This window comes from Oceanobacillus caeni, assembly GCF_042678465.1.
In the GTDB taxonomy this organism is placed as follows: Bacteria; Bacillota; Bacilli; order Bacillales; family Amphibacillaceae; genus Oceanobacillus; species Oceanobacillus caeni.
Genome location: NZ_JBHTKV010000001.1, coordinates 84,032 through 109,718 on the forward strand (window position 1 = coordinate 84,032; position 25,687 = coordinate 109,718).

Genomic DNA, 25,687 nt, shown 5'->3' on the forward strand with positions numbered 1-25,687 from the left:
TTAGAGTTTTACTTCAACTAATCTTTTATTTGATGTATACTATTCTTGGTAGAAAAATGTAATAGGAGAAGAAGTAATATGAATAAAAAACGAGGTTTTTTGACATTTTTATTATTTATACTAACCATCGCTTTCATCGCCTTCGTTATTATTATGCAGCATAACTTTTTAAATCCTGATTTTGCAACAGCGGAAACGAATGAAAATATAAATTTAAATGACAACAAAGACAAAAGGAAAGAAAACGTAAAAGATGTAGAAAAAGTGGATAAAGATAATGATGTCTCTACGGAAGAAGACCAAGATAAAACTATGCCAACTACAAAGTACGTGAACGTGGATTTATTAAATGTTAGGAGTGACCCAAACACTAACAGTGAGATTGTAGGCGTTGTTACATTAAATCAAAAAGTAAAAGCGGAAAATATCGATAATGATGAGGGCTGGGTTAAAATTACAACCGATGACTTTACAGGATTTGTAAATAGTAAATTTTTAGATGAAGAAGTATAAACAAGAGTTCTAGAGAATGAGTATCTCTAGAACTCTTTTCATATGAACTTTTATCTTTCACAAATAAAAAAACCACCTCATTTAGGTGGTTTTTCTATTTGTTTTACAATTTTATCTTACTCGTCGAACATGTCCAGAGAAATGATCTTTCCAGTATCCACTAGACATATTTGCTACGTCTAAACCAGTGGAATTTTGTGCACCGATGAATTGACCTCCACCTAAGTAGATACCAACATGTCCATTTGTTTTATACGTATCAAAAAATACTAAATCACCAGGTTGTGCTTCACTATAAGAAACCTTTGTACCTACACTTTGTAACGCAGATGTACTTGATGGAATAGATATTCCTGCTTGTGCAAATGCCCATGATACGAACCCGGAGCAATCAAAACCACCTGGAGCTTTACCACCCCATACATATGGAGTACCTATATGACCAAACCCAGCATTGATAGCTGCCTGAATGCCTCCACTTGATTTTGTATCTGTGTTTGAGTCGCCCTGCTTACTACTTGTTTCTGATTTTGTTGATTTGCTAGATGATTCATTAGACTTACTGGATGGTTCACTAGATTTACTAGATGATTCGTCAGATTTACCGGATGGTTCGCTAGATTTACTAGATGATTCACCAGATTTACTGGATGGCTCGCTAGATTTACTTTCTTGACTTTGAGTTGTAACTTGTTCACTGGATGATGAACTTACATTTGCAACTTGAGTCTCTTTTGCCGGTTCTGTTATTGTTTGCATGTTTTCTTTTACTTCTGCTTCAAGTGAAGCCAATTCATTATCTTCCAAGTTTAACTCTGTTTTTAGATCTTCTAATTTTTGTTGTTCATTTTTTAATTCTTTTGCTTTACTTTCCTTTTGACTTTTTTGCTCATTAATTGTTTCTTGCATACCTTTTAATTCTTCTTTTTTCTCTTTTAATCCTTCAAGCTCGTCCTCTAAGGATTTTTTATTCTCTTCAACTTTTTGTTTATCTCTTTCTTGTGCATCTATTAAATTTTGATCAGATTCTGTAATTTTTGATACTGCGTTCACTCGACTAACAAAATCTGAAAAGTCGGCTGAGCCAAAAATAACTTCCAAATAATTAACAGAACCACCAGATTGTTGATAAGATTTCATACGTTCTTTCAAAATATCATAACGTTTTTCAATTGCTTCCTCAAGCTTAGCAATTTCATCTTCCAATCCTTTTATTTTCTCTTCTGTTGCGGAAATGTCCCCTTCCGTCTTATTCATCTTTCCTTGATTTTCTTCTAATGCACGATTTACACGATCAATTTCTTCTTGTAAATCATTTAATTGAAATAGGACATCTGCAATTTGGCTTTCTGCATCTGAAAGCTTTGCTTTAAGATCCCCACGTTGATTTTGAATTTCTTCTTGTTTTACAGTTAATTCCGCTTTGGTTTCTGCATGAACCGTATTTAATAATGCTGGACTGCTAAAGCCAATTACAGCAACCGTAGACAATGCTATCATTGTTTTTTTCAATCTTACTTCCCCGCTTCCTTTACCATTCAAGTAATTTCATATTTTTTTCTATAAATCTATCACAAGTTTTCTATTATATATGTATAAATCTTTCATATTCAACATGTCGTAGTATAACATCAAAAGGTTTCACACATATTATATTAATGTTACAATTATGTTTCAAAAGCGACAGAAATCGATAATACTATAAAAAAAACAACGGTATCCCTCTTATTTCTTTGCGAATACCGTTGTTATCTATTTAATTAACTTGAAAATTGTTCCATTTCGGTGGAGCCTTGTAGTGCAGTAGTGGAGGAAGTCCCACCTGAGATTACTTGTGCAACTTCATCGAAATACCCTGTACCAACTTCACGTTGATGTCTTGTAGCAGAATATCCATAACGTTCACTTGCAAATTCAGCTTGCTGTAATTCAGAATAGGCAGCCATTCCTTCTTCGCGATATTTTCTCGCTAATTCAAACATACTATGGTTTAATGCATGAAATCCAGCAAGTGTTACAAATTGGAATTTATAACCCATTTCTCCTAATTTATTTTGAAAACTAGCAATCTCCGTATCTGTTAATTTTTGCTTCCAATTAAATGAAGGGGAGCAATTATATGCTAATAGTTTAGTTGGATATTTTTCATGAATTGCATCAGCAAATCTTTGTGCTTCTTCAATATTCGGTTCAGAAGTTTCGCACCAAATCAGATCAGCATATGGGGCATACGCTAGACCACGCGAAATCGCTTGGTCAATTCCTGAACGGGTACGGAAAAATCCTTCTGTTGTTCGACTTCCTGTTAAAAATGGTTCATCATAAGGGTCCACATCACTTGTTATTAGATCTGCAGCATTTGCATCTGTTCTTGCGATAATAATTGTTGGTGTCCCCATTACATCAGCTGCCAATCTTGCTGCAATTAAATTTCGAACTGCTGTTTGAGTTGGAAGTAATACTTTCCCACCAAGATGACCACATTTCTTCTCTGACGATAATTGATCTTCAAAGTGAACACCTGATGCACCTGATTCAATCATAGACTTCATCAATTCAAATACATTCAATTGACCACCAAAACCAGCTTCCGCATCAGCTACTATCGGCACAAACCAATCAATTTCTTCATTTCCTTCTGCACTATGAATTTGATCTGCACGTTGCAATGCTTGATTTATTCGCTTTACAACATTAGGTACACTATTCACTGGATATAGACTTTGATCTGGATACATTTGTCCAGCCATATTTGCATCTGCAGCTACTTGCCACCCACTTAAATATATAGCTTTCAATCCCGCTTTAACCTGTTGAACAGCCTGGTTTCCAGTTAGTGCCCCTAAAGCGTGGATATATCCTTCCCCATTAATAGATTCCCAAAGTTTATTTGCACCACGAGTTGCTAATGTATGTTCTATATCTATAGAACCCCGTAAACGAATAACATCTTCTGCAGTATATGGTCTTTCAATTCCTCTCCATCTAGAATTTGTATCCCAATCGTTTTTTAATTTTTCCGCCCGATTCATTTCCATTTTTATTCCCCCTCATTATTTAACTGTTCATATGCTGGTATTGTTAGAAACTCTGCAAATTCTTCTTGCATAACCAATTCACTAAAAATAGTTGCAGCTTTTTCATAATTTCCTGTTGTAAATGCATCCTCTCCAACTTGCTCTCTTATTTTCATCAGTTCCTCATCGATTAACGTTGCAACCATTTGCTCCGTAATATCTATTTTATTACCTATTTTTCCTTTAGGATGTCTTATCCACTGCCATATTTGTGCTCTTGAGATTTCTGCTGTCGCTGCATCCTCCATTAGATTGTTAATAGGTACAGCACCCATACCACTCAACCACGCAGCTGTATAAAGAATCCCTACATTAATATTTGTTCGAACTCCTTCTTCGGTAATTTCTCCTGTAGGAACTTCCAATAACTTTTCAGCCGTTACCTCTACATCTTCTCTTTTATTAAAAATTTGATTTGGAGTCGGCATTCCTTCATTAAATATTTCCTTTACAAGTTCGACCATTCCTGGGTGAGCAACCCACGTACCATCATGACCATCCCTTACCTCTCTTTCTTTGTCAGCTCGAACTTTTTGAAATGCAACACTGTTCGCTTGCTCATCATTTTTTACCGGGATTTGTGCTGCCATCCCACCGATTGCCGGAGCATTTCGCTTATGACAAGTCTTAATTGCTAGCAATGAGTAAGCCCTCATAAATGGAACTTCCATTGTTACAATAGAACGATTGGGAAAAATAACATCCTTATGATTTTGAAACTTTTTTATAAAACTAAAAATATAATCCCATCTTCCACAATTTAACCCCGCTGAATGTTCTTTTAGTTCATATAATATTTCATCCATTTCGAACGCAGCGGTAATAGTTTCAATTAGAACAGTCGCCTTTATAGTGCCTTGTGGAATTCCAAGATGGTTTTGCGCGTAAACAAAAACGTCATTCCATAATCTTGCTTCATAATGGTTTTCCAACTTAGGTAGGTAAAAATATGGTCCGCTTCCCCGACGTAGTAGCTCTTTCGAATTATGATAAAAATAAAGTCCAAAATCTACTAAACTACCAGACATCGGTCTACCTTCATAGTGAAGATTATTTTCTTCTAAATGCCATCCTCTTGGACGAACGATTAATACCGCTGTTTCCTCATTCAATTTATAATCTTTTCCATTATTTGCTGTAAAATCTATTTCACGTCTAATGGCATCTCTTAAATTAATTTGACCTTGCATCATATTTTCCCAAGTTGGTGAGGTTGCATCCTCAAAATCTGCCATAAATGTTTTAGCTCCTGAATTTAAAGCATTGATAATCATTTTTCGGTCAACTGGTCCTGTTATTTCTACCCGGCGATCTTGTAAATCCTTTGGAATAGGATTAATCACCCAATTACCATTTCTTATGCTTTCTGTTTCTTTAAGAAAATCAAGTGTCATACCTTGATTTAACTTCTGTTGTAGTTCCTCACGCCTTTTTAACAACTCCCTTCGACGTTCATCAAAATGATAATGAAGCTGCTCGATAAATTCCATTGCCTCTGGTGTAAGAATTTCTCCAAATCTGTTTTTCTGATTGCTTTTTATTTCTGAAGTATTTAGCATAACTCCCTCTCCTTTGTTATAGCATAAATTCAACTTAACCAAATTGTTATATAACAATTTATACAAAAAAATTAATCTTCTCTTTTGGAAAGACAATAATCACAAACCATTGAATAGCTTTTTGCATCTACTTCTTTTCCACATTCTGGACAGTAAATTGTTTCCATTTTTACACCCCTAATCCCCATTATATTTCCAATCATTAATGTTATATCACACATAATCTATATCATATCTGTTGTATAACATCATATTCAAAAAAATTAGTCCTCTCTTTTGGAAAGACAATAATCACAAACCATTACATAACTTTTTGCATCTACTTCTTTTCCACACTCTGGACAGTTGACTTTCTCCATTACTTTCACCTCTCTTATATAACAGTTATTCAACTATCATTTGTTGTTATAATACAGTCTATTCGATAATTTCAAAAAAATCAACCCCTTTTTTTAAAATTATTTGAAAATTATTTTTCTTAGTTGAGGCGGAATATTGAAATACTGCACTTAATGGATGATTATTTAAAAAATGTAAAATAAAAGGGAGTAGAAAGCGGACTTATATAAAAGCCACCCTTCTACTCCACTAAATCATGTTTAAACGCATAAATAACAGCCTGCGTGCGATCCTGTACTTCTAATTTTCCTAAAATATTACTAACATGTACTTTTACTGTTTTTAACGAAATAAACAACTCATTCGCAATGTCTTGATTTGATTTTCCTTCTGCCATTAATAACAAAACTTCCATTTCTCTATCTGTTAATTGATGAAATAATTCGGTTTTAGTTTTGTTCCTCATTTTTGTCATAATTTTCCCCGTTACTTCCGGTTCCAATATGGATTGCCCTTCGTACGTTGCACGTATTGCTTTTGCAATTTCATCTGCTTTTGATGTCTTTAGCATATAACTTGTTGCACCAGCTTCTAATGCAGGGTAAACTTTTTCATCGTCCAGAAAACTCGTAACAATAATTATTTTCGCTTCTGGCCACGCTTGAATAATCTGTTTCGTTGCTTCTATACCGTCCATCTCTTTCATTACGAGATCCATCAAAATTATATCTGGTTTAAGTTCTAGTGCCAATTTTACTGCGGGAGCTCCATCATCAGCCTCAGCAACCACTTCGATATCAGATTGGGCAGAAAGATATGACGAAACTCCGATACGAACCATTTCATGATCGTCCGCAAACAATACTCTAATCATTTTGTTCCTCCACCTTTTCTAATATAGGTACTTTTACTTCTAGTTGTGTCCCCTGATTTGGTAAACTAACTAATTTAAAGGTTCCACCAACTTCATAAGCACGCTCACGCATATTTTGTAATCCATAAGAGCCTGTTTTCATACTTTCCATATCAAATCCCACTCCATTATCAACTACACGAAAAATAATCGTTTCATCTCTTACGATTAACAATACGCTTAAATTCGTCGCCTTCGCATGTCTTAAGGTGTTGGACAAAGACTCTTGAAGAATACGGAATAGCTGATCTTCTACTCCTTTATCCATTGGGAACTGTTCTATTTTTTGCGTGATTTCCATTGGTACTTTTTGTGTAAGCTCACGTAATAGCTCCTCTATGCCTTCTTGTAATGTTTTTCCTTTTAGTGCGACCGGTCGAAGATGCAATAATAATGCTCGCATTTCTAATTGGGACTGATGAATCATTTTTTCTACCATTCGTAATTGATCTTTCATCTTTTGGTCACTTGGTGGGTTAGATTCATTTATAGCGGACATCATCATGGAAGATGCAAATAATTGTTGGCTAACAGAATCGTGAAGCTCTCTTGCCAAACGATTCCTCTCCTGTTCTACAATTTCTTGCAAACCTTTCTCTCTTTCCTCTGTTCGTTCGGTTGCCAAACGCTGGGACAACTCTACTTGTTTCTTCATTTTTTCTTGTAACTCATACATTTTATGTCTTACCTGTTCCATTTCTCTATATGAGTCATCAGACATCGCAAGTTTTTTCCCTTTTATTAATTCATCTAAATCACGTTCGACCTCATAAACCCGTTGTTTCCAATATACTCCAATCGTTACGCCAAAAATAATCCCCGTTACAATGGTAATTCCGATAATCCAAAGTAAATAAGATACACTACCAAGCTTTTCATTCCAAATCAGCATCCATTCTTTTAAAGGAAAAAACAGGAATGTTATACTTATAATTGCAGCGGAAAGTAAAATGGAAAACAATACAGAAGTAAATATATGCCTAATAATAATATTCATATTCGCTTCACCTCAATATCTCCAGAAAAGATTGAGGTGATAATTTTTACTCTAGGAAAAGACCGACCATAATTTTCCGTCTGATAGAATAATGATTTATTCATTAGTTTCCAATGATGTTCACCAAGAATATGAGCTCGACCAAAAACTGAGCTATGATGAATACTAACTTCTACTTCATAAGGGACATAGATTTCAATATTCCCCATAAAATGCCTCATCGAAATAACGGCTGTATCATTTGGTAAAACGGTATTCGTTAAATCGATTATTTTATCCCCAAAAACGCTATGGATATTAATATCTCTCCAGCCATAAGCAGTTTCTTCTGTTTTTTGATCCTCAAATAACGTGTGATCAAATAACGGCTCCATTTGAATGATGGTACCTTGTTTCACTTCTTCTCCTGGAAGTGTCGGTGTTATAAACTCATCCTCTTTTTTCTTTTTGGCATAATCAAGAATCCATAAAACAAGTACCGTCACAATCAAGAATCGAACGGCTAAAATATTAAATAACGAAAATATAAAACTAATTAGGAAAATCCAAAATAGAATTTTCCCCCATAGTTTGTAAAAGTTTTTCCAACCAATGTACAGAAACAAGGCGGAAAAAAACACTTGAAATAAGGCTCCACCATGGAAAAAAATAATTTCAAAAATGAGGAGGATAAGACCGATAATTAAAATCCAGTTAAATGTATCTGTACGAAAACGTTTTAACATTTTATCCCCTCCTCTTTTCATTATATACGAATACAGGCGTAAGTTACGCCTGTATTATACCATGATTTACCAATAACTGTATGAATATTATATTTCCATCTCTTTTTCTTTTAATTCCTTTTCTAGCTTGTCTATTTTACCATCAAAGGTACTTCGGAAATAAGATTGATTCACTTTGTACTCTAGCCCTTCAATATAACGTTCCATTTCTGAGAATCTTGAATATGGTTCTTCAGCTGAATGTTGCATTACTTTATTAATTTGATGGTTAGCATGGGCAATATTTTCTCGACCCATTAAATCCATTCTTCTTAAATGCATATCTTTTAAGCGATGTTTCATTTCTTCATATTTTTGCTCTAGCTTATCTAATTGTTCTATCGCTTCATTTTTGGAAACTTTCATTCGGTCTGCACGATTTTTGTATTCTTCGTGTTCCTTCATCGCAAATTCGAACATTTCCACTTCATTTGCCTTTTCAGCAACTTTCGCTTGGTTTAAGCGTTTTTCAGCAAAATGAGTTGCTTTTTCAAATTCCTTTGTAAACTCTTCTTTTAATTTGTATTGACGATCAATTAATCTTCTTACTTTTTCCGTTTCTTGTTCGGCTTGACGTAAATATTGGTTCAAAGCTTTAATCGGATTCTTCTGTTCTTTTTTATCCAAAACATCATGTAAGTCTGCTTCCACTGCATTTTTAATTCTTGTAAAAATATTTGCCATTAAAATCCGCTCCTTTAATTATTTATTTAATTCTGCCCACTCGCGCTCAAAGTTTGTAAATGGATCATCATCTTCTATCACACGAACTACTGGGTCATCGTCTTCCTTGTTCCAATTTTTATATATTACATACAATGCGTAGGCTGCGACCAAACCAATTACCGCATATAAATTGGAAAAGGCGATACTAGCGATAATTAGGCCTAAAATAGCCCAACCTATTTTCCCGAAAATTGACTCACTTCTAACAAACTTCTTGAAGACAATGTATAGCAACCAAACGGATAGTCCTAATAAAACCATTGATCCAAGATTTGCCAAAAGAAGTAGTAATGCAACCAATCCTCCAGCAAACAACATAAATTTTTTCATATTTTTCCTCCTTCCTTATCTTGATTCCATCATAACGAAATTTACGTTTTCTTTTAATGATCCTGAGGAATATTTTTGTATAGGACTTGAGGCGTATTTGGGGTAATACTTGTGTTTAAATGTATTGGATGTATGAGTTGCAGTGTGTTGATTTTTACGATGTGTTCCGGCACTCATCAGGTCGATTAAAAGAAGCCTGGATACACAAATTATCCAAGCTTCATTAAAATATAATTGTTTTATCTAGGATCACGCCAAACAAAATTCCTCTGCCAAGAGCTGATACGATTTTTTTCGAGCTTCGTAGCTATGGGTAATAGTTACAATCATTAATTCGTCGACTTCATATTCGGATTGTAAGTTCTCTAGTTGCTCCCGAACTTGAGAAGGATTCCCTACGATTTGGTTTTGTTTCATTCTTTCTATTCTTTCCTTTTCCTCCAATGAATATGGATATGCTTTAGCTTCTTCAATGGAAGGAACACCTTCTTTTCCTTCTCCCTTGTCTTGTAATATTTTCCACAAATAATTGCTCATTGCTATTTCTTCCGCTTCTTCTGTCGTCTCTGCACAAATCGCAGAAACGGTAACAATCACATTAGACTTCCCATTAAGAACATTTTTCATATACTCTTTGACGATAGATGGTCCATCTTCATTACTCATAAAATGACCAAACACAAATGGTAACCTTTTTTCAATCGCTAACTTTGCACTCTTATTACTCGTTCCTAATAACCATGGTACTGGAGGTGTTTTTGGTACTGGAGTTGCAGAGACTTTCGCATACATATGATCACTTGGAAAATCTTGATGTAAAAAAAGAATAACTTCATCCACTAATTTTGGATACATCCGGACCTTTTCTAAAAAGTTTCCAGCAAGTGCTATCGAAACTTCTGCGGATCCACCAGGTGCTCTTCCAAGTCCCAAGTCCACCCTATTTGGATACAATGTTGCAAGTTCATTATATCTTTCAGCAATATGATAGGGACTATAGTTTGGTAACAATACTGCACCTGAACCAATGCGGATTTGTTCTGTTTGCGAACCAATAATTCCTAATAAGATATCTGGAGCCGGTGACGCTAAACCGCCTAAATCATGATGCTCTGCTACCCAATAACGGTGGTAACCAAGTTCGTCAGTCAGTTTGGCAAGTTCAATGGATGCCTCTAAAGCGTCTTTCGGAGTCTTTCCTTTAGAAATTGGGGACTGGTCTAATATACTTAATTTCATTTGTAATCCACCTCTTTATGAAAAAGCGAACCTACCACACTGGTAAGTCCGCTTGTCTTTTATATAGAAATCATTTTAGATTGTACATAATGATAAAGCAAATTCTCTGTTTCCTTTAATGAATCTTCATGGGTTCTCTCAAAAGCATGAGAGGAATCAATCCCAGGTCCAATTAATCCATGTACAATATCATATCCGGAACGAATCGCAGCAGAAGCATCTGAACCATAATATGGATAAATATCTAGCTTATAACCGATATTATTTTCCTCGGCTAACCTGACAAGATGTTTCCTTAATTCATAATGATAAGGACCACTTGCATCTTTCACACAAATGGATACGGTATATTCATCTGTAGATTGTCCATCTCCCATTGCACCCATATCCACTGCTAAATATTCCACTGCTTCTGGGGTAATATTTGAATTACCTCCATAGCCTATTTCTTCATTGTTAGAAATAAGAAAATGGGTTGTATATGGAAGAGTAATACTTTCTTCTTTTATCCGTTTTATTAATTGAAGAAGTATAGCCACACTTGCCTTATCATCCAAATGACGTGACTTAATAAATCCATTTTCGGTAAGTTCTATTCGAGGATTAAAAGAAACGAAATCTCCAACTTCAATTCCTAGTTCACGTACATCATCTGCATTTTTCACTTTCGCATCAATTCTAACTTCCATGTTTTTTTGATTACGCTCCGCTTCTCCTGCATTTTTATATACATGCACAGAAGTTTGATGCATCAAAATAGTTCCTGTATATTTCTTTCCTGTTGTAGTGTGAATTTCACAATATTCTCCTTCAATTGAATTGTAGCGAAATCCACCAATTAAATCTAAACGAAGCCTGCCATTCTTTTTTACTTCTTTTACCATAGCACCTAATGTATCAACATGAGCTGTTAACATCCGATGTTCATTTTCTACTTTACCAGGGATAGTAGCAATTAACCCACCTTTCCGATTTCGTTTTGTATCTACGTTTAAACTGTTCAAATATTCCTCAACAAATTGTATGACTTTAGCGGTATTTCCAGATGGACTTGGGATAGAAACAAGTTCCTTGATTAATTCCTTTGTTTCGTTAACTTTTGGATATGTACTCATTTTTTCCACTCCTTTAATATTAGAATGATTTTATTCTTCTATTTCATCCACTATTTTCTCCGCGGCCCTTCGAAATAAATTACTCATATGTGTAAAAGATGCAACTAGCAGAAGTTTTCTTAAATACTCTTCATCCTTATCATCCATCATTTTATCTTCTATCTCTTTGTAAATATCTGAACTATCATTTTTAAATTGCTCCACATTTTTCTCATTAGAAGTAATATAAGTATTGTATACATCCTCCAAAGAAAACTCTTCTGCTAAAACTTTTTTATTTAATGGTGACAATGTTTTCTTGATATCATTTATAGATAACGAACTCTTCATTTGATAGATCATACTGATAAGCATGATATGTTCTTTTGAATATTTTTTATTCTTTACAGGGAAAAATAACTTACCCTTAGCATAATTATTAATCATTGTTTTGGTAAGTATTTTTTCTTCATCATTCCGCTTCGTTTGGGAAAACTTATTTTCGAATAACTGAATCACTTGGTCCATATATAAATCTATATCAGGTATTTCCTCTATTGTTAATTGAGTATCCAGATATAGTTTTTCTAATAGTTCATCTATATTTTGCATTATAATAAACCCCTATTGTATTTTCTTTTATTATAAAATAAATATTTTATTTAGTAAAACATTGACTACATGATAACAATACGTGTATGATTGATATATAGTTTTCGAAACTACATGTTGAAGTGGAGGAATAAGTAAATGAATTCTTATATACGGGAACCTATTAACACATGGACCCATTTAATTGGAGCAATTTTAGCAGTTTTTGGTTTGGTAGCAATGATTGTAAAGGCAGTAATTACTTCCGGTTCTTGGCTCGTCACTACAGCTGTTATTATTTTTGGGGTAAGTATGATTTTATTATACTCGGCATCCGCTACATACCATATGGTAATAGCTAAAGACCGTGTTATAGCTTTCCTAAGAAAAATTGACCATTCCATGATTTTTGTTCTTATTGCTGGGACGTACACTCCATTTTGTTTAATTACACTACAAGGAACGAAACTTGGATGGATATTGTTTTTTATCGTAAATGGTCTTGCTATATTAGGGGTAACGTTTAAATTAACTTGGTTCCACTCCCCGCGTTGGCTATCTACTGCGATTTACCTAGGAATGGGATGGCTTGTTGTCTTTTTCACCGGAGAATTAGCACCTGGATTAGGTATTGGTGGAATGACTTTTCTCATTTTAGGTGGTGCTTTTTATACAGTAGGCGGACTTATATACGGATTTAAACCAAAGTTCCTTCAATTTAAAAATTGGGGATTTCATGAGATTTTTCACCTTTTCATTTTGTTTGGAAGTCTCTTTCACTTTATTTGCATCTATGCATACGTTTTATAACACGCCTTAATATGGCGTGTTTTTTTTGCATAAAAGTTCTCCTTTTCCAAATACTAGTAAGAAACAGTTTTCCTAGGAGGCTATTTATGAAAAAAGTATTATTCCCTATTGTCTTTTTGTTTATTTTTCTAACGGGTTTTGATCACACTGAGAACCTAGAGATTACAAAAATTGAAACAACGGTCGATGAGGCAAACCATGAATTGCGTTACGACTTTGAAATTAAAAATAATGGAAACGAACCTATTAAAAGCGAATTTGATTACCCAGGAAGCCATCCATACGGAATTGAACTAGTAGTTAAGCCTAATGAAGAACTAGCTGGTTTAATGGAAATGGAAGAGAATACAAAACATCAAAAAATGCTTTCTTTGAGCAGTGGCAGTAGAGGCTTTTTCGAACCGAACAGCGAGTCTTATTTTTACGTATCTTACCAAATAAAGAACGGAGCAAATTTTGCTAAAGTAAAAAAACATGCGCTAGATTCAACATTACTCATATTAGACGGAGTTGAAGTATCAGCAGAATTCCCTTTACAGAATATCAAATAAGTTACAAAAGCGTTGGTTTATCTACCAACGCTTTCCCCTTTTAAAAATCTTCTACAAATCGTCTACGGTCTAGAACAACTTGTTCAAGTTCATTCTCTTTTAAATGAATCTGTTCTTTTATATTTTCAACGATTCGACCTACTTCTAACTGTTTTTGACTAATTTGATCCTGTGATTCATTAATTCTTTCTTGAACCAAATAATCAGTGAAGAAATTATCCAAGAAAAAGTCGGCAAATTTCAACATACTTGAAATATCTATCGAAATATTTAAATCCGCTTCTACATCTAATAATTCCTTTTGAAACTTACGTAAGCTTTTTTGTGCACGGTTAATAGCTTCCATAGCTTCATCCATATTACTATGTTTCAAGAGCCCAGATATTGCACCACCTCCAAACATATCGAATACTCCCCATGTCGCAGCATTATCTATTGAATCTCCTGCAATATCGAGGTCAGCTTTCGCTTTATTTCCAGCTATTAAAGCTTCATCTAATTCTTCTATGTATGCTCTTAAGTCTTCTTCCTGTTCACTAAATTCAAATAATGTAGTGGAAGATGCACTTTGTTTAATGATTCCTTCTTTTTTAGTAAAAATTTCGTTATAACGATATTCTACATCTCCCATTTTTTCAATACGGTATTGAAGATTACTTATTTCTAATTCAACATCCTTTTTATGTTTCTTTGCCTCGTTTAATTGGATTTGAACAGTAAGGACTTCCTGTTTTTCTTTTTCCAGTTTTTCTACCTTATTGCCTAACAAGGTTTGGACCAAATTGGAAAAACTTAAACCCTCTAACTTTTCCACATCTTTTTCTTCTTCCTTTAATTGATTGGAGAGAAATGATATATTTTCTTCAATTGCCGTAAGTTCATTTTCATAATCTACAATTTGTAATTGCCACTTTTTCTTTTTTCTCATTTTCGTTTTTAATTCCATTAGTTCTTGGTTAAGTTTTTCTTCTATCATCTAAAATCCCCCTCCATTATTATACGAACGAACTTATTTAAAAGTTTCATACTCATTTAAAAAATCCCGCCAATATACACGGCAGGATTTTACCAATCTAAGCATGTTCCTCATGCATAGCCTCTTCTTTTGTCTGGTGAACAGTCCCGAATGGATGTTCAGGTGGTGCATAGATAGAATATAATTTCAATGGCTTGTTACCAATATTCACGATATTATGCCAAAAACCAGCCGGAACCATGATTGCATCATCGTCAGAAACTTTAACATTATAATCCAAGCGATCTTTTTGTTTCCCCATTTGAACGATGCCTTTCCCGTCTTCCAAGCGTAAAAATTGGTCTGTTGTTTGGTGATTCTCCAATCCAATATCTTCTCCTACGGGTATACTCATCAAGGTGACTTGTAAATGCTCCCCTGTCCAAATTGCTGTTCGAAATGTATCATTTTCTTTCGTAGCATCCTCAATATCTAAAGAAAAAGGCTGTTTCCCATGATCTTTAATTATCCTGTCTTCTATTTTAATGTTTGGGTTAAACGAATAATCATACATGTTTCCATAAGGCAGTGGCATATTTACTGGCTGTCTAGCATGATAGTATCCATGTGGATTAACGTAAAACGGATTTGGATAAAAATAAGGATAATAATACATCTGAAACACTCCCCCAATTGAATTCATGTCATCCTATCCTATGCTACAGATACCAAAATGTACTTTGTATTATTTTTTTCAGAAAATCGCATCTAGCATTTAATGTTATACTAAATTTAAACATTCTTTTATAGAAACAAGGTGTCTACTATGTCTTATATCCAAAAAGGAACTGCATCCTACCGTAAAGCACTGTTCGCTTTATTCTCTGGAAGTTTCGTAACATTTAGCTTACTTTATAGTGCTCAACCTTTAATTCCAATATTTTCAAGCGAGTTTGGTGTATCACCTACAAATGCTAGTTTATCGCTTTCTTTTTCTACAGGAGTCTTAGCCATTGTAATGCTTTTTACTCCGAGCTTGTCTAATTCCATTGGGCGCAAACAGATTATGTCGATTGCTCTTTTGGCAGCTTCTATTCTTTCCATTTTAACGGCTATAACACCAAACTTTTCTCTATTACTACTTAGTCGAGCATTATTAGGTGCTGTTTTGGCTGGCTTTCCAAGTATTGCCATGACTTATATATCTGAGGAATTCCACCCGAAGGAACTAGGTACGGTTATGGGAATCTATATTAGTGGAAATACAGTTGGGGGGCTTTCCGGAAGAATTGTTACTAGTGCCCTCACGGATTGGTTCACTTGGGAAATTGCCCTCTTCATCATTGGAGGTATCGCACTCTTCATTAGCATATGGTTTTGGAGGCATTTACCCGAAGAACGACATTTCGTAAAAGAGCATGGCACTTTAAAAAACTTAATCCCTGAATTAGGCTACCATTTTAAAAATCCAGCTTTGCTTTGTCTTTATGGATTATCTTTCTTGCTTATGGGGAGCTTTGTCACTCTATATAACTACATTACCTATTTATTAATCGGCGAACCATATCATTTAAGTCATGCTGCGGTAGGCTCCATCTTTTTTGTCTATTTAGTAGGTACATTCAGCTCAACCTTTATGGGTAATCAAGCTGATCGGCACGGAAAAGCCAAAGTATTGCCACTCGGCATTTTGATTATGACAATAGGTGCAATCGGTACATTATATGAAGGTTTGTGGTTAAAAATTGTAGCAATCGCTATATTTACCTTTGGTTTTTTTGGCAGTCATTCCATCGCAAGTGCTTGGGTTGGGCAAAAAGCAACAGCCCATAAGGCACAAGCTTCTTCTCTATATTTATTATTCTACTATGGTGGTTCTAGCTTATTTGGTACATTGGGAGGAATCTTCTGGAGCAATTACGGTTGGAACGGCGTAATCGGAATGATTAGTGTATTATTAGTCATTGCTTTTGTATTGGTAGGAATTCTTGTCTTTTCAAAAAGTACGTTACGATCCAGGTAAATAGTAAAAAGGCATAAATTCCATAATAAGGAATTTATGCTCAACTTGGAGAGACTAATCACCTTTTAAACCATTGTAAATTTTATCAATATTATATTCTAAAAACTTAATATACGTGTCTCCAGCTTCCCCTTTTTTTCCTATTTCATCTGAAAAGATTTTGTCTTTATAGATTTCTACTCCACTTTCTTCGGACACGGTTTCCATCGGTCTAGAATCCACATTCGATTCTAAGAATAATATAGGAACGTCACGCTCTTTAAGGAAATTGACAAGAGATTTTATTTGCTCTGGAGATCCGTTTTCCTCCGTATCAATCTCCCAAATATAACCTTCTTCTAGCCCATATCTGTCTGCCATATATTGAAATGCACGTTCACTTGTTACTAGAATTCGATTTTCTTCCGGAATATCGGCAATTTTATTTTTATATTCTTCATCTATTTCTTTTAATTTTTCTATATAAGCCTTAGCATTCTTATCATATTCCTCTTTATTCTCTGGGTCTGCTTTCACTAATGCATCATGTGCCTTTTCTACCATAATCATTCCAACATTTGGATCTAGAAAAGCGTGGGGATTCATTTCATGTTCTGCTTCCCCTTTTTCAGTTAAATACTTGGGTTCTACACCTTTCGTTAATTCAAAGATATTTTCGTCTTTTTGTCCAACAGTGTTCATCATTTTAAAAAACCAGCCATGCTCTCCACCTTCTAGATTTAAACCATTATAAAATAATATATCTGCATCTGTAGCCTTCTTAATATCTTCTGGAAGTGGCTCATATTCATGTGGATCTGTACCAATTGGAACGAGATTATGAATCTCTACATGCTCCCCACCAATTTGATGTACAATATCCTCTAACAACGTAAAACTAGTTACAACTTTTAAAACATCGTCATTGTTATCATTCGCAGTAACATCCTTATTTCCACAAGCAGCTAATAGTAAGGATATAGCGGCTAAGCTTAACATTAATCGAACTAACCTTCTCATCTTTTATTACTCCTTCTCTTTTTAAATAGAAGCTTTGTTTCTCTTTTCCCTTATCGCACGCCATAAGATTCCTTGTTTTGGCGAGAAAATAAAAGCTAAAATAAAAATAAATGTTGTAGCAAGGACAATGACTGCACCCGACGATAAATTATATTCTGAACTAAAGTACAAACCGATGACAGCTGATAAAGCTCCAAAAAAGGCTGATAGGAATATCATCGTTGATAAGCGGTTTGTCAATAAATACGCTGTAGATGCTGGTGTAATAAGCATTGCAACTACTAATATAACTCCTACTGTTTGCAAGGAAGCAACGGTTACTAAGGTTAATAAGATCATAATGACGTAATGAATAAAACGAACTGGTAACCCGTAGGCTTGAGCCATCGTTGGATCGAACGTTGTAATAAGAAATTCTTTATAAAATAAAATAACAATAAGTAAAACAATGGCACCAATGATTAATGTTAACCACATATCTGATGATTGAACAGATAAAACATTACCAAACAATATTTGGGTTAAATCTATGGCTGTCGAAGCTTTTGTAATCAGTATTACCCCTAGTGCAAAAAAGGATGAAAAAACAATACCAATCGAAGAATCACTTTTAATACGGCTATTTTGACTTATATAACCAATACCGACAGCAGTTAATAAACCAATAACCACTGCACCATAAAAATAATTAATCCCTAACATGAAAGATATAGCGACACCTGGTAGAATAGCATGGGAAATAGCGTCCCCCATCAGGGCCATACCTCTGAGAATGATGAAGCAACCAATAACCCCACATATTATTCCAACCATTATTGAGGTAAACAACGCTTTTTGTAGAAAGCCGTAATTCATAAGGTCTTGTATAAATTCCATTACATTTTCACCCCAACATTTTCCAATATAGAAAGGTTTGCACGATATGCCCGAGTAATCTTTTCTGGTTTAAATACTTCTTGAACGGGGCCGAAATCCACTAATTCCTTATTTAACAAAATTAGCTCATCAAAGTAATCCTCCACTTTCGTTAAATCATGGTGAACAACTAATACTGTTTTTCCTTTGTCACGAAGTTTCTTTAGAATTTGGATAATGGTGGTTTCACTAGATACATCAATCCCAACAAAAGGCTCATCCAAGAAAAATAATTCCGCTTTTTGCGCAAGTGCCCTAGCAAGAAACACTCGTTGCTGTTGTCCTCCTGACAGTTCTCCAATTTGCTGTTTACTGTAATCCTCCATTCCGACTTCTTTTAAACATTGGAATGCCCAATCTTTTTGCTTTGCATTAGGTCTGCGCATAAGACCAAGATGTGGGTATGTTCCTAGAAGAACCGTGTCTATAACATTAATAGGAAAATCCCAGTCCAAATTATTACGTTGGGGAACATAAGCAATTTTTTTTCGTATAGCTTTTAAAGGCTTCCCTAATACCCTCACATTTCCCTTATCTTTAGGAATTAGGCCAAGTGTAGCTTTCATAATGGTTGATTTACCTGCGCCATTTGGACCTATTATTCCTACTAATTTTCCTGTATCAATTGAAAAGGAAACATCTTTTATAACTTCCTTTCCATAATAAGAAACATGTAGATGGTCTACCGTGAGCGCTTTTCCCATCTTTTTCACCTTCCTCTTCCATTTAATACTATTACTAGCTAATATTTACCTCACAAACAACTTTTTCCCTAGGGCAACATTTGATCATACTCTATTCAATAAAAACTAAAATGGTTCATTAAAAATCACTTTTATAATAACTAGTGTAAATGACAAAGTCTTTTATTGTCAACAAATAGTTTCCCTAAGGCAACATTATGTCAGGTATACAAATATATGCATGAACAGTTGTGATTTTCTCTGCAAATATAACTAAACCAACTCTTATTAGTACGGCTACCACATCGTTACCTAAAAATAAAATGGTTCCCCATTTTCTATGATGGGAAACCATTCCATTACACTTTTATTTCTTTTTTCTGATACCTATTACACGTCCCACTTCTTTCGGTTTCTTCATAGGAGTATGCTTTGCTGCGAGTTCTTTTACTTGTGAATAAATTTCCTCTGGGAACGGTGATGCTTTCCCTGTTGACTGATCAATCCCCATTAGCATTTGTTCGCTTGTTGCGGCTCGTTTACCATGTTCTCCGTACAATTCAAAAAATAGATGAGTACGTTTAACATCATAATCGATAACGTACATACGGATCTCAAATGGTTCGTCAAGTTTCATTTCATTTAAATAACAAACATGAGTTTCCATCGTGTACATCGTATATTGACTCTTATTCCGGTAATCTTCCGTTATACCAATGAAGTTCATAAAGGCATCGACAGCCCAACTAAATGCACGTACATATTCTGCATCATTCATGTGTCCGTTGTAGTCAATCCAAGTCTCTGGTACTTTATCCTGAATAATCAATTTGGATTCGTTCAAGTTCTATCTTCCCTTCTAAAAACTAGTTAAATGACTCGTAGCTTCCGGACATATTTTCCCCTGGCCAGTATTTTTCCAATAACTGTTGTAATTCAATTAAAAACTGATCACGGCGGTCTTCTAGTCTTTCCATTTCCACACCATCCGTTTGTGCTTCACAACCAGTAATTACTTTTTCAGCTAGTTCTTCCGTTAGTTCTGGTGCTTCCAGTTTGGTCCATGGTAATTTCAATGCAGGTCCGAATTGTTCCAGCAGGTGACGCATCCCTTCTTTCCCTCCACCCATATGTAGAGTCATGAATGGTCCCATTAGCGCCCATCTGAGTCCTGGCCCATATATAATGGATGCATCCACTTCTTCTGTACTTGCAGCACCATCGTTAACAATATGAAGTGCTTCACGCCAAATTGCTTCCATTAAGCGGTCAGCAATATGACCTTCAATTTCCTGACGAATCACTAATGGTTTCATCATTATGTTGTCATAAAACATTTTTGCCTTTTCAATATAAAATTTGTCGGTTTTATCCCCGCCAACTAATTCCACAAGCGGCATCAGATATACCGGATTAAATGGATGGGCAACCATAACACGTTCTGGATGATTCTTGCAATCCGCCTGTAAGCTACTTGGTAATATTCCCGATGTGCTTGAAGCAATAATGGTTTCTTCTTTGGTATATCGATCAATATCAGCTATAACCTTTCTTTTTAATTCCTCTCGCTCCGGGACATTTTCCTGAACAAAGTCCGCTTCCTTTAATGACTTTTCTAAATCAGTTTCAAAAAATAAATGATCTTCTGGAGCACCCACAGCTAATCCCATTTTTTTCATCCAAGGCCATGCACGTTCCACAGCTTTACGGGTCTTTTCTTCTGTGTTGGGATCTGGATCATATGCAGTAACGGTGTAGTCATTTGCTAAAAAGCGTGTTATCCACCCATTGCCAATTACACCCGTTCCGACAACTGTGATATTTTTAATTGAAGTTTCTTTCGTCATACTAGCCTTCCTTTCCATATGGGTTACGTAAATTTAGATGCTCTCGCGCTTCGGTCGGCGTCATAATATCGGAACCTAAAGCTTGTACCATACCGACAGCTTTATCAACAAGTTGCTCGTTTGTAGCAAGTTTTCCTTTTTCTAAATACAAGTTATCTTCAAGGCCTACACGGATATTTCCACCTTGAAGTAGGGATTCCATCGCTATTGGCATTTGCATTCTACCAATTCCAAAAGCTGCCCATTTCGCGTTATCCGGAATACGACTCTTCATGTAAGACAGCGTTTCTGCATCCGCTGCTGCTCCCCATGGGATACCAAGGCAAAACTGAAATAGTGGAGCTCCTTCAATTAAACCTTCCTCCACTAATTGGTTCGCGAAACGAATATGACCTGTATCAAAACATTCTAATTCTGGTTTCACCCCAATATTTTTAACAAGTTTCGCCTGTCTTCTTAACCAGTCAGTCGGGCTTACGTATAACATATTGCCAAAGTTTAAGCTACCACAATCAAGGGTGCACATTTCTGGTAGAAGTTTTTCAATAGGTTCGTGGCGTTCTTCAGGAGTTTGAATATCGGTTCCTTCTCCACCTGTAGTTGGGGCATCTTCACTTGGTATCCAGTCTCCACCCCCACCAGAAGTAAGATTTATAATTACGTCGGTCTCTGACTCACGAATACGTTCTACGACTTCCTGAAACAGGCTGACATCATGGCTTAGCTTGCCAGTTTTTGGATCACGAACATGGATATGTGCAATTGTAGCCCCTGCCTTAGCAGCTTTAATGGCTGAATCTGCAATTTCTTTTGGAGTTACGGGTACATGTGGACTTTTTGCCGTTGTGTCACCAGCTCCTGTTAATGCGCATGATAAAATTACTTTTTTATTCATTGCTTAATTCCTCCCATTCTTTTTCTTCGGTACGTGTTCGAATATTTCACCGCTTTCAAAAAACTCAGTTACTCGACGAATCCAGTCATAGTAGTCCATCCAATCCCTCATTTCATGAAAAAGTTCATTAATAGCCTCTTCATCCTCCTCAGTAAGTCCAGATACATTCTGTAATTCATCCAATGTCTTTAAAAGCCTTTGTTCAAAGGTACGGCTACGTTTAATAGCTTTATGCCAAGTAGAGGTAAAAAGAGAAATAAATGTTTGGTAATAATCTTCTTCTACTTGAAATAAATCTTTTCGAATACCTTTTTTAAATACACGCTCCGCAATATCTAAATCTATCATTTCCCGGACAACCTGACTCATTCGGGTTTTGCTCATTCCGGTCTCTTCTGATAACTCGTCTAGGGTCATCGGTTTCTGGTTCATATAAATAATTCCGAGAACACGTCCAACACTTGTCGAGACACCAAAAGCATTCATATTATCCGTTATTTTTTCAATAAATTGAGTTCTGACATCTTCAATTCGTTCATCATGAATTTTCATAGTACTTCCCCTTTCGGCATGCTGCACATAAAGAAGACTTCCATCAGTGCGGGTTTTCCTTCATCTCACACTTATCGGACCTTTACGGGCGGTTGACTCCCACCTACCTTCTTTATTTCCCCAGAAGCTTGAGGTGGGATAAAATTAATCCAACCTTTAAATAGTACTAGGAGAAATAATTAATTTACAAAGGGTTATTCGTTTCATTTTCACTTATTTCTCTAGTGGTATTATTAATTTCGATGCCTTTTCTCCTCCATGATAAATGTATTCAACCGCAGCTTTTCCCTCCGTATGTGTTTTTGTTGTCGTTCCGTTATTTAAATTGATATCATAAAGTGGTGCATTACTTGCTGCTATATCTAACCTCAGACGATGGCCTTTTTTCAGGGTATAAGATGTAGAACCTATTTCGGTTTCCAAACAAAATGGCTGATTCACATTTTCAACCTTTTCCCTGTGAAACGTATCAACAATATTATACGCACGACCTAATTCGTCCACATCTGATAGTCTCAAAGAAATATCAAATAGACATGTTGGAGAGGAGACCCAAATTTCTGCTTTAATCGAACCCAATAGTCGTAATTCCGTATCAAGTTCCATACTTGTATATACGAGGACATCATCACGATCCTGAATATCACTAACATCAAACATTCCTGACTCATGTCCTGCAATCAATACTCCTCAAAACCATATGGACTTGCCCATGTTTGATTGAAACGATCTTTAAATTCATGAGATACGATATTCAACGCCTTTTCAGGATCTGTAATCGGGTCCATTCCCAGTGATCCCGACAGATCTGTTCCTGTATAACGTGTACTTGTTATATCAAGGTCACCTCTTAACATACCCTGGTGTTGTACGATGGATGATCCTAGATGTGTAACAAGATCAGTAGTAGCATCTGTTTCCCGTTCAATCAAGATAGATAGCATTTCAGCTAAAATTTGTGATTCAGATGTACCAAGAGCCCCTATTTTTAACGTATCTTTTGATGTACTTGCAAGACCTGGCAAGGAACAACCAGCAAGCATCACTACTAAAAGTAAAATAAAACATCCTCTATATAGCATCTTTTTCAGCACAACTTTTCACCTCCAACATTATGCGGCTTCATAAGATTTCTTTAACCCTTCCGGTGTCAATCTTTTTTCTATAATGGCTAGGAAACGATCAGAAATCAAGGCTAGGACGGTTGCTGGTACTGTTCCCGCAATAATCAATGAAGGCTGATATAAGTTCAATCCATCAAATATAAAATCACCAAGACCACCACCACCGATGAATGCTGCCAATGTCGCCCAACCAATCAAATATACAGTCGATAAGCGAACACCCGCCATAATTACCGGTAAGGACATTGGAAATTCAACTTTTATTATCGATTGCAAATTACTCATCCCCATGCCCTTACCTGCTTCTATCACACTTTTATCCACATCTCGAACCCCAATGTAAGTGTTTCGTAAGATTGGTAATAGCGAATAGAAAAATAGTGCCAAAATAGCAGGAATTTTTCCAACACCTAAAAATGGGATAAAAAATGCTAGGATTGCAAGACTTGGAATAGTTTGTAGAATACCAATAAAAGAGATAAACTTATCAGCGAAGTTTGGCACCCTTGAAAGGAGAATCCCGAGGGGAATAGCAACTACCACACCTAGCAAGATGGCCGCAACAGAAATATACAAGTGTTCCCATGTTTTTATTATTAATTCATTACCATGTACAGCAAAAAAATCCATCATAACGATCTCTGCCTCCTTATTCTGCTACTGATATGATTTCTTCCAATTCCGTTCCGTCGCCCCAAATTGTGTCATAAACAAGCGTTGCAAGCGTCGCACGTGTAACAATTCCGACTAGACGATGCTGATCATCTACAACAGGAACATATTGAGCTCCATGTCTGAGTATTTTGCGAACGGTATCACTTAACAAACTATCTTGAAATACAGAATAAAGTTTGGTCTCCATTACTTCCTCGACCTGATTAGCCTTTTTATAATTAAGATTAATTGCTTCAATATCAAGATATCCTTTTAATACATTGTCTGAATCTGTGATAAGTAGAGAATCAACCCGTTTATCTCGCATCGTAGAAATAGCAGATTTTAACGTTGTGCCAGTTTGTACTGTAACCGGGGTACTATTCATAATCTGTCCTACTGTTGTGACATCAGGTCGACCTTGAATCAACCGTTCCTTACCCAAGAATTCCTCTACAAATTCATTCGCTGGGTTTCTAAGAATTTCATCTGGTGTATCAATCTGAACAATCTCTCCTTCCCTCATGATCACAATTCGATCAGCAAGCTTAATTGCCTCATCCATATCATGTGTAACGAAAACAATTGTTTTATTTAATTCCCTTTGTAACTTTTTGAACTCTTCTTGGAGGGAATCTCTCGTAATCGGGTCAAGTGCACCGAATGGTTCATCCATCAATATCAATGGAGGGTTTGCAGCAAGCGCACGTAATACACCAATCCGCTGTTGTTGTCCACCACTTAATTCATGTGGATATTTATCTAGATATTCTTCTGGCAAATCTACTAACTTTAATAACTCACGTGCCCGTTCCTCTTTTTTCTCTTTTGTCCATTTTAATAAAGTACCAACTAACACAATATTTTCTTTGATTGTCATATGCGGCATCAATCCAATTTGCTGGATCACATACCCAATGGACCTGCGCAATGCTACCGGATCTTGATCCTTAATATCTTTCCCATCAACTAAAATGGATCCATCTGTAATGTCAATTAGTCGGTTAACCATTTTCATCGTTGTTGTTTTACCACACCCACTTGGACCAATAAAACAAATAAATTCACCTTTCTTTATCTTTAAATTCAAATTATTTACAGCAAACTTTCCGTTATTATATCGCTTTGTTACATTATGAAACTCTAACAATTTCCTAGCACCTCCATATGTGATCCGTTTAATCTTTCTTGTAAGTATAAGGTAATAACGGAATAAAGGAAATAGTCATATAAGTCCATAAAGTACGATAAATTTGTATAATTTTTATTGTATAAACTTTATAGAGTGCATATCATAGAAATCCTGCATATATCTAGATATTTCACCTGTTTATGACTTTCCGTATATTGTAGCTGTAATAAATAAAGGCAAGGTGATGTCGAAAATGTTTGATTGGAAAGACAACTAATTCTACCTAAACTCAAATAAAAAAGACTAGCCATCAGTAGGGTTTTTCCCTCATCCTCCACTGTTGGTTAGTCGTACTTATCAGACTTTACGGTCAGTCAATTTCCCACCCATCCCCTTCTCCATGAA

At 35.6% G+C, this 25,687-nt stretch carries 28 protein-coding genes; 4 read left to right on the forward strand and 24 right to left on the reverse strand.

Annotated elements, in window-relative coordinates; genetic code table 11:
- The first annotated feature begins 78 nt into the window (after nt 1-78).
- The gene (locus tag ACFQ18_RS00435) at nt 79-513 is read left to right on the forward strand and encodes an SH3 domain-containing protein (RefSeq protein ID WP_204797617.1); all 435 of its coding nucleotides are present in this window, start codon (nt 79-81) and stop codon (nt 511-513) included.
- A gap of 111 nt (nt 514-624) precedes the next feature.
- Here the strand turns inward: ACFQ18_RS00435 and ACFQ18_RS00440 are convergent, their stop codons facing one another.
- The 11 genes from ACFQ18_RS00440 to ACFQ18_RS00490 all read right to left on the reverse strand — a co-directional run bounded on the left by ACFQ18_RS00440 (nt 625) and on the right by ACFQ18_RS00490 (nt 12,163).
- Nucleotides 625-2,025, reverse strand: coding sequence for a C40 family peptidase (locus tag ACFQ18_RS00440; protein ID WP_047184655.1), 1,401 nt, complete (start codon nt 2,023-2,025; stop codon nt 625-627).
- A gap of 248 nt (nt 2,026-2,273) precedes the next feature.
- Nucleotides 2,274-3,551, reverse strand: coding sequence for an isocitrate lyase (gene aceA / locus ACFQ18_RS00445; RefSeq protein WP_204797618.1), 1,278 nt, complete (start codon nt 3,549-3,551; stop codon nt 2,274-2,276).
- A gap of 2 nt (nt 3,552-3,553) precedes the next feature.
- Nucleotides 3,554-5,149, reverse strand: coding sequence for a malate synthase A (aceB, locus tag ACFQ18_RS00450; protein ID WP_204797619.1), 1,596 nt, complete (start codon nt 5,147-5,149; stop codon nt 3,554-3,556).
- Nucleotides 5,150-5,729: 580 nt separating this feature from the next.
- Nucleotides 5,730-6,362, reverse strand: coding sequence for a response regulator transcription factor (locus tag ACFQ18_RS00455; RefSeq protein ID WP_047184658.1), 633 nt, complete (start codon nt 6,360-6,362; stop codon nt 5,730-5,732).
- Nucleotides 6,355-7,398: a sensor histidine kinase gene (locus ACFQ18_RS00460; RefSeq protein ID WP_047184659.1), complete on the reverse strand. Its 1,044-nt coding sequence runs from the start codon at nt 7,396-7,398 to the stop codon at nt 6,355-6,357. The genes ACFQ18_RS00455 and ACFQ18_RS00460 overlap by 8 nt, the downstream gene beginning before the upstream one ends.
- Nucleotides 7,395-8,123, reverse strand: coding sequence for a cell wall-active antibiotics response protein LiaF (gene liaF / locus ACFQ18_RS00465; RefSeq protein ID WP_047184660.1), 729 nt, complete (start codon nt 8,121-8,123; stop codon nt 7,395-7,397). Before liaF ends, ACFQ18_RS00460 begins: the two co-directional genes overlap by 4 nt.
- A gap of 87 nt (nt 8,124-8,210) precedes the next feature.
- Nucleotides 8,211-8,846 carry a PspA/IM30 family protein gene (locus ACFQ18_RS00470; RefSeq protein ID WP_047184661.1) on the reverse strand — a complete coding sequence of 212 codons (636 nt, stop codon included), beginning with the start codon at nt 8,844-8,846 and terminating at the stop codon, nt 8,211-8,213.
- Between the two features lie 18 nt (nt 8,847-8,864).
- Nucleotides 8,865-9,218 (reverse strand): lmo0954 family membrane protein, encoded by a 354-nt coding sequence (locus ACFQ18_RS00475; protein ID WP_047184662.1) that lies wholly within the window; start codon nt 9,216-9,218, stop codon nt 8,865-8,867.
- A 249-nt stretch (nt 9,219-9,467) separates the two neighbouring features.
- Nucleotides 9,468-10,457 (reverse strand): LLM class flavin-dependent oxidoreductase, encoded by a 990-nt coding sequence (locus ACFQ18_RS00480; protein ID WP_060667551.1) that lies wholly within the window; start codon nt 10,455-10,457, stop codon nt 9,468-9,470.
- Nucleotides 10,458-10,516: 59 nt separating this feature from the next.
- Nucleotides 10,517-11,572, reverse strand: coding sequence for a M42 family metallopeptidase (locus ACFQ18_RS00485; protein WP_204797620.1), 1,056 nt, complete (start codon nt 11,570-11,572; stop codon nt 10,517-10,519).
- Nucleotides 11,573-11,602: 30 nt separating this feature from the next.
- A complete protein-coding gene (locus ACFQ18_RS00490; protein ID WP_047184665.1) occupies nt 11,603-12,163 on the reverse strand; it encodes a DUF1836 domain-containing protein in 561 nt (186 codons plus the stop codon).
- A gap of 138 nt (nt 12,164-12,301) precedes the next feature.
- On the opposite strand from ACFQ18_RS00490, the gene trhA reads away from it, so the two are divergent.
- A complete protein-coding gene (trhA, locus tag ACFQ18_RS00495) occupies nt 12,302-12,952 on the forward strand; it encodes a PAQR family membrane homeostasis protein TrhA (protein WP_047184666.1) in 651 nt (216 codons plus the stop codon).
- A gap of 86 nt (nt 12,953-13,038) precedes the next feature.
- A complete protein-coding gene (locus tag ACFQ18_RS00500) occupies nt 13,039-13,503 on the forward strand; it encodes a hypothetical protein (protein ID WP_204797621.1) in 465 nt (154 codons plus the stop codon).
- Nucleotides 13,504-13,543: 40 nt separating this feature from the next.
- On the opposite strand, the gene ACFQ18_RS00505 is transcribed toward ACFQ18_RS00500, so the two are convergent.
- Together ACFQ18_RS00505 and ACFQ18_RS00510 are read right to left on the reverse strand one after the other, a co-directional pair.
- Nucleotides 13,544-14,479 carry a hypothetical protein gene (locus ACFQ18_RS00505; protein WP_060667553.1) on the reverse strand — a complete coding sequence of 312 codons (936 nt, stop codon included), beginning with the start codon at nt 14,477-14,479 and terminating at the stop codon, nt 13,544-13,546.
- A gap of 97 nt (nt 14,480-14,576) precedes the next feature.
- Nucleotides 14,577-15,134: a cupin domain-containing protein gene (locus ACFQ18_RS00510; RefSeq protein ID WP_047184668.1), complete on the reverse strand. Its 558-nt coding sequence runs from the start codon at nt 15,132-15,134 to the stop codon at nt 14,577-14,579.
- A 150-nt stretch (nt 15,135-15,284) separates the two neighbouring features.
- On the opposite strand from ACFQ18_RS00510, the gene ACFQ18_RS00515 reads away from it, so the two are divergent.
- Entirely contained in the window at nt 15,285-16,481 is a 1,197-nt protein-coding gene (locus tag ACFQ18_RS00515) for an MFS transporter (protein WP_204797622.1), read from the forward strand.
- Nucleotides 16,482-16,535: 54 nt separating this feature from the next.
- Here ACFQ18_RS00515 and ACFQ18_RS00520 read toward each other — a convergent pair whose 3' ends face one another.
- From ACFQ18_RS00520 to ACFQ18_RS00570, 11 genes are all read right to left on the reverse strand, one after another.
- Nucleotides 16,536-17,480: a metal ABC transporter substrate-binding protein gene (locus ACFQ18_RS00520; protein WP_204797623.1), complete on the reverse strand. Its 945-nt coding sequence runs from the start codon at nt 17,478-17,480 to the stop codon at nt 16,536-16,538.
- A 21-nt stretch (nt 17,481-17,501) separates the two neighbouring features.
- Nucleotides 17,502-18,356, reverse strand: coding sequence for a metal ABC transporter permease (locus ACFQ18_RS00525; protein ID WP_145542943.1), 855 nt, complete (start codon nt 18,354-18,356; stop codon nt 17,502-17,504).
- The gene (locus ACFQ18_RS00530) at nt 18,356-19,099 is read right to left on the reverse strand and encodes a metal ABC transporter ATP-binding protein (protein ID WP_204797624.1); all 744 of its coding nucleotides are present in this window, start codon (nt 19,097-19,099) and stop codon (nt 18,356-18,358) included. The genes ACFQ18_RS00525 and ACFQ18_RS00530 overlap by 1 nt, the downstream gene beginning before the upstream one ends.
- A gap of 346 nt (nt 19,100-19,445) precedes the next feature.
- Nucleotides 19,446-19,922, reverse strand: coding sequence for a thioesterase family protein (locus tag ACFQ18_RS00535; protein WP_047184678.1), 477 nt, complete (start codon nt 19,920-19,922; stop codon nt 19,446-19,448).
- A gap of 22 nt (nt 19,923-19,944) precedes the next feature.
- Nucleotides 19,945-20,925 carry a 3-hydroxyacyl-CoA dehydrogenase NAD-binding domain-containing protein gene (locus ACFQ18_RS00540; RefSeq protein WP_047184679.1) on the reverse strand — a complete coding sequence of 327 codons (981 nt, stop codon included), beginning with the start codon at nt 20,923-20,925 and terminating at the stop codon, nt 19,945-19,947.
- Between the two features lies 1 nt (nt 20,926).
- Entirely contained in the window at nt 20,927-21,820 is an 894-nt protein-coding gene (locus ACFQ18_RS00545; RefSeq protein ID WP_204797625.1) for a BKACE family enzyme, read from the reverse strand.
- Between the two features lie 3 nt (nt 21,821-21,823).
- Nucleotides 21,824-22,372, reverse strand: a complete 549-nt coding sequence (locus ACFQ18_RS00550) for a GbsR/MarR family transcriptional regulator (RefSeq protein ID WP_047184681.1) — start codon at nt 22,370-22,372, stop codon at nt 21,824-21,826.
- 213 nt (nt 22,373-22,585) lie between these two features.
- Nucleotides 22,586-23,056 (reverse strand): CocE/NonD family hydrolase, encoded by a 471-nt coding sequence (locus tag ACFQ18_RS00555; protein WP_257455385.1) that lies wholly within the window; start codon nt 23,054-23,056, stop codon nt 22,586-22,588.
- Nucleotides 23,053-23,466, reverse strand: coding sequence for a glycine betaine ABC transporter substrate-binding protein (locus ACFQ18_RS00560; protein WP_257455383.1), 414 nt, complete (start codon nt 23,464-23,466; stop codon nt 23,053-23,055). The genes ACFQ18_RS00555 and ACFQ18_RS00560 overlap by 4 nt, the downstream gene beginning before the upstream one ends.
- An 18-nt stretch (nt 23,467-23,484) precedes the next feature.
- On the reverse strand, nt 23,485-24,129 hold the full coding sequence (locus ACFQ18_RS00565; protein ID WP_047184684.1) for an ABC transporter permease: 645 nt from the start codon (nt 24,127-24,129) through the stop codon (nt 23,485-23,487).
- A gap of 16 nt (nt 24,130-24,145) precedes the next feature.
- Entirely contained in the window at nt 24,146-25,300 is a 1,155-nt protein-coding gene (locus ACFQ18_RS00570; RefSeq protein WP_047184685.1) for a betaine/proline/choline family ABC transporter ATP-binding protein, read from the reverse strand.
- Between the last annotated feature and the right edge of the window lie 387 nt (nt 25,301-25,687).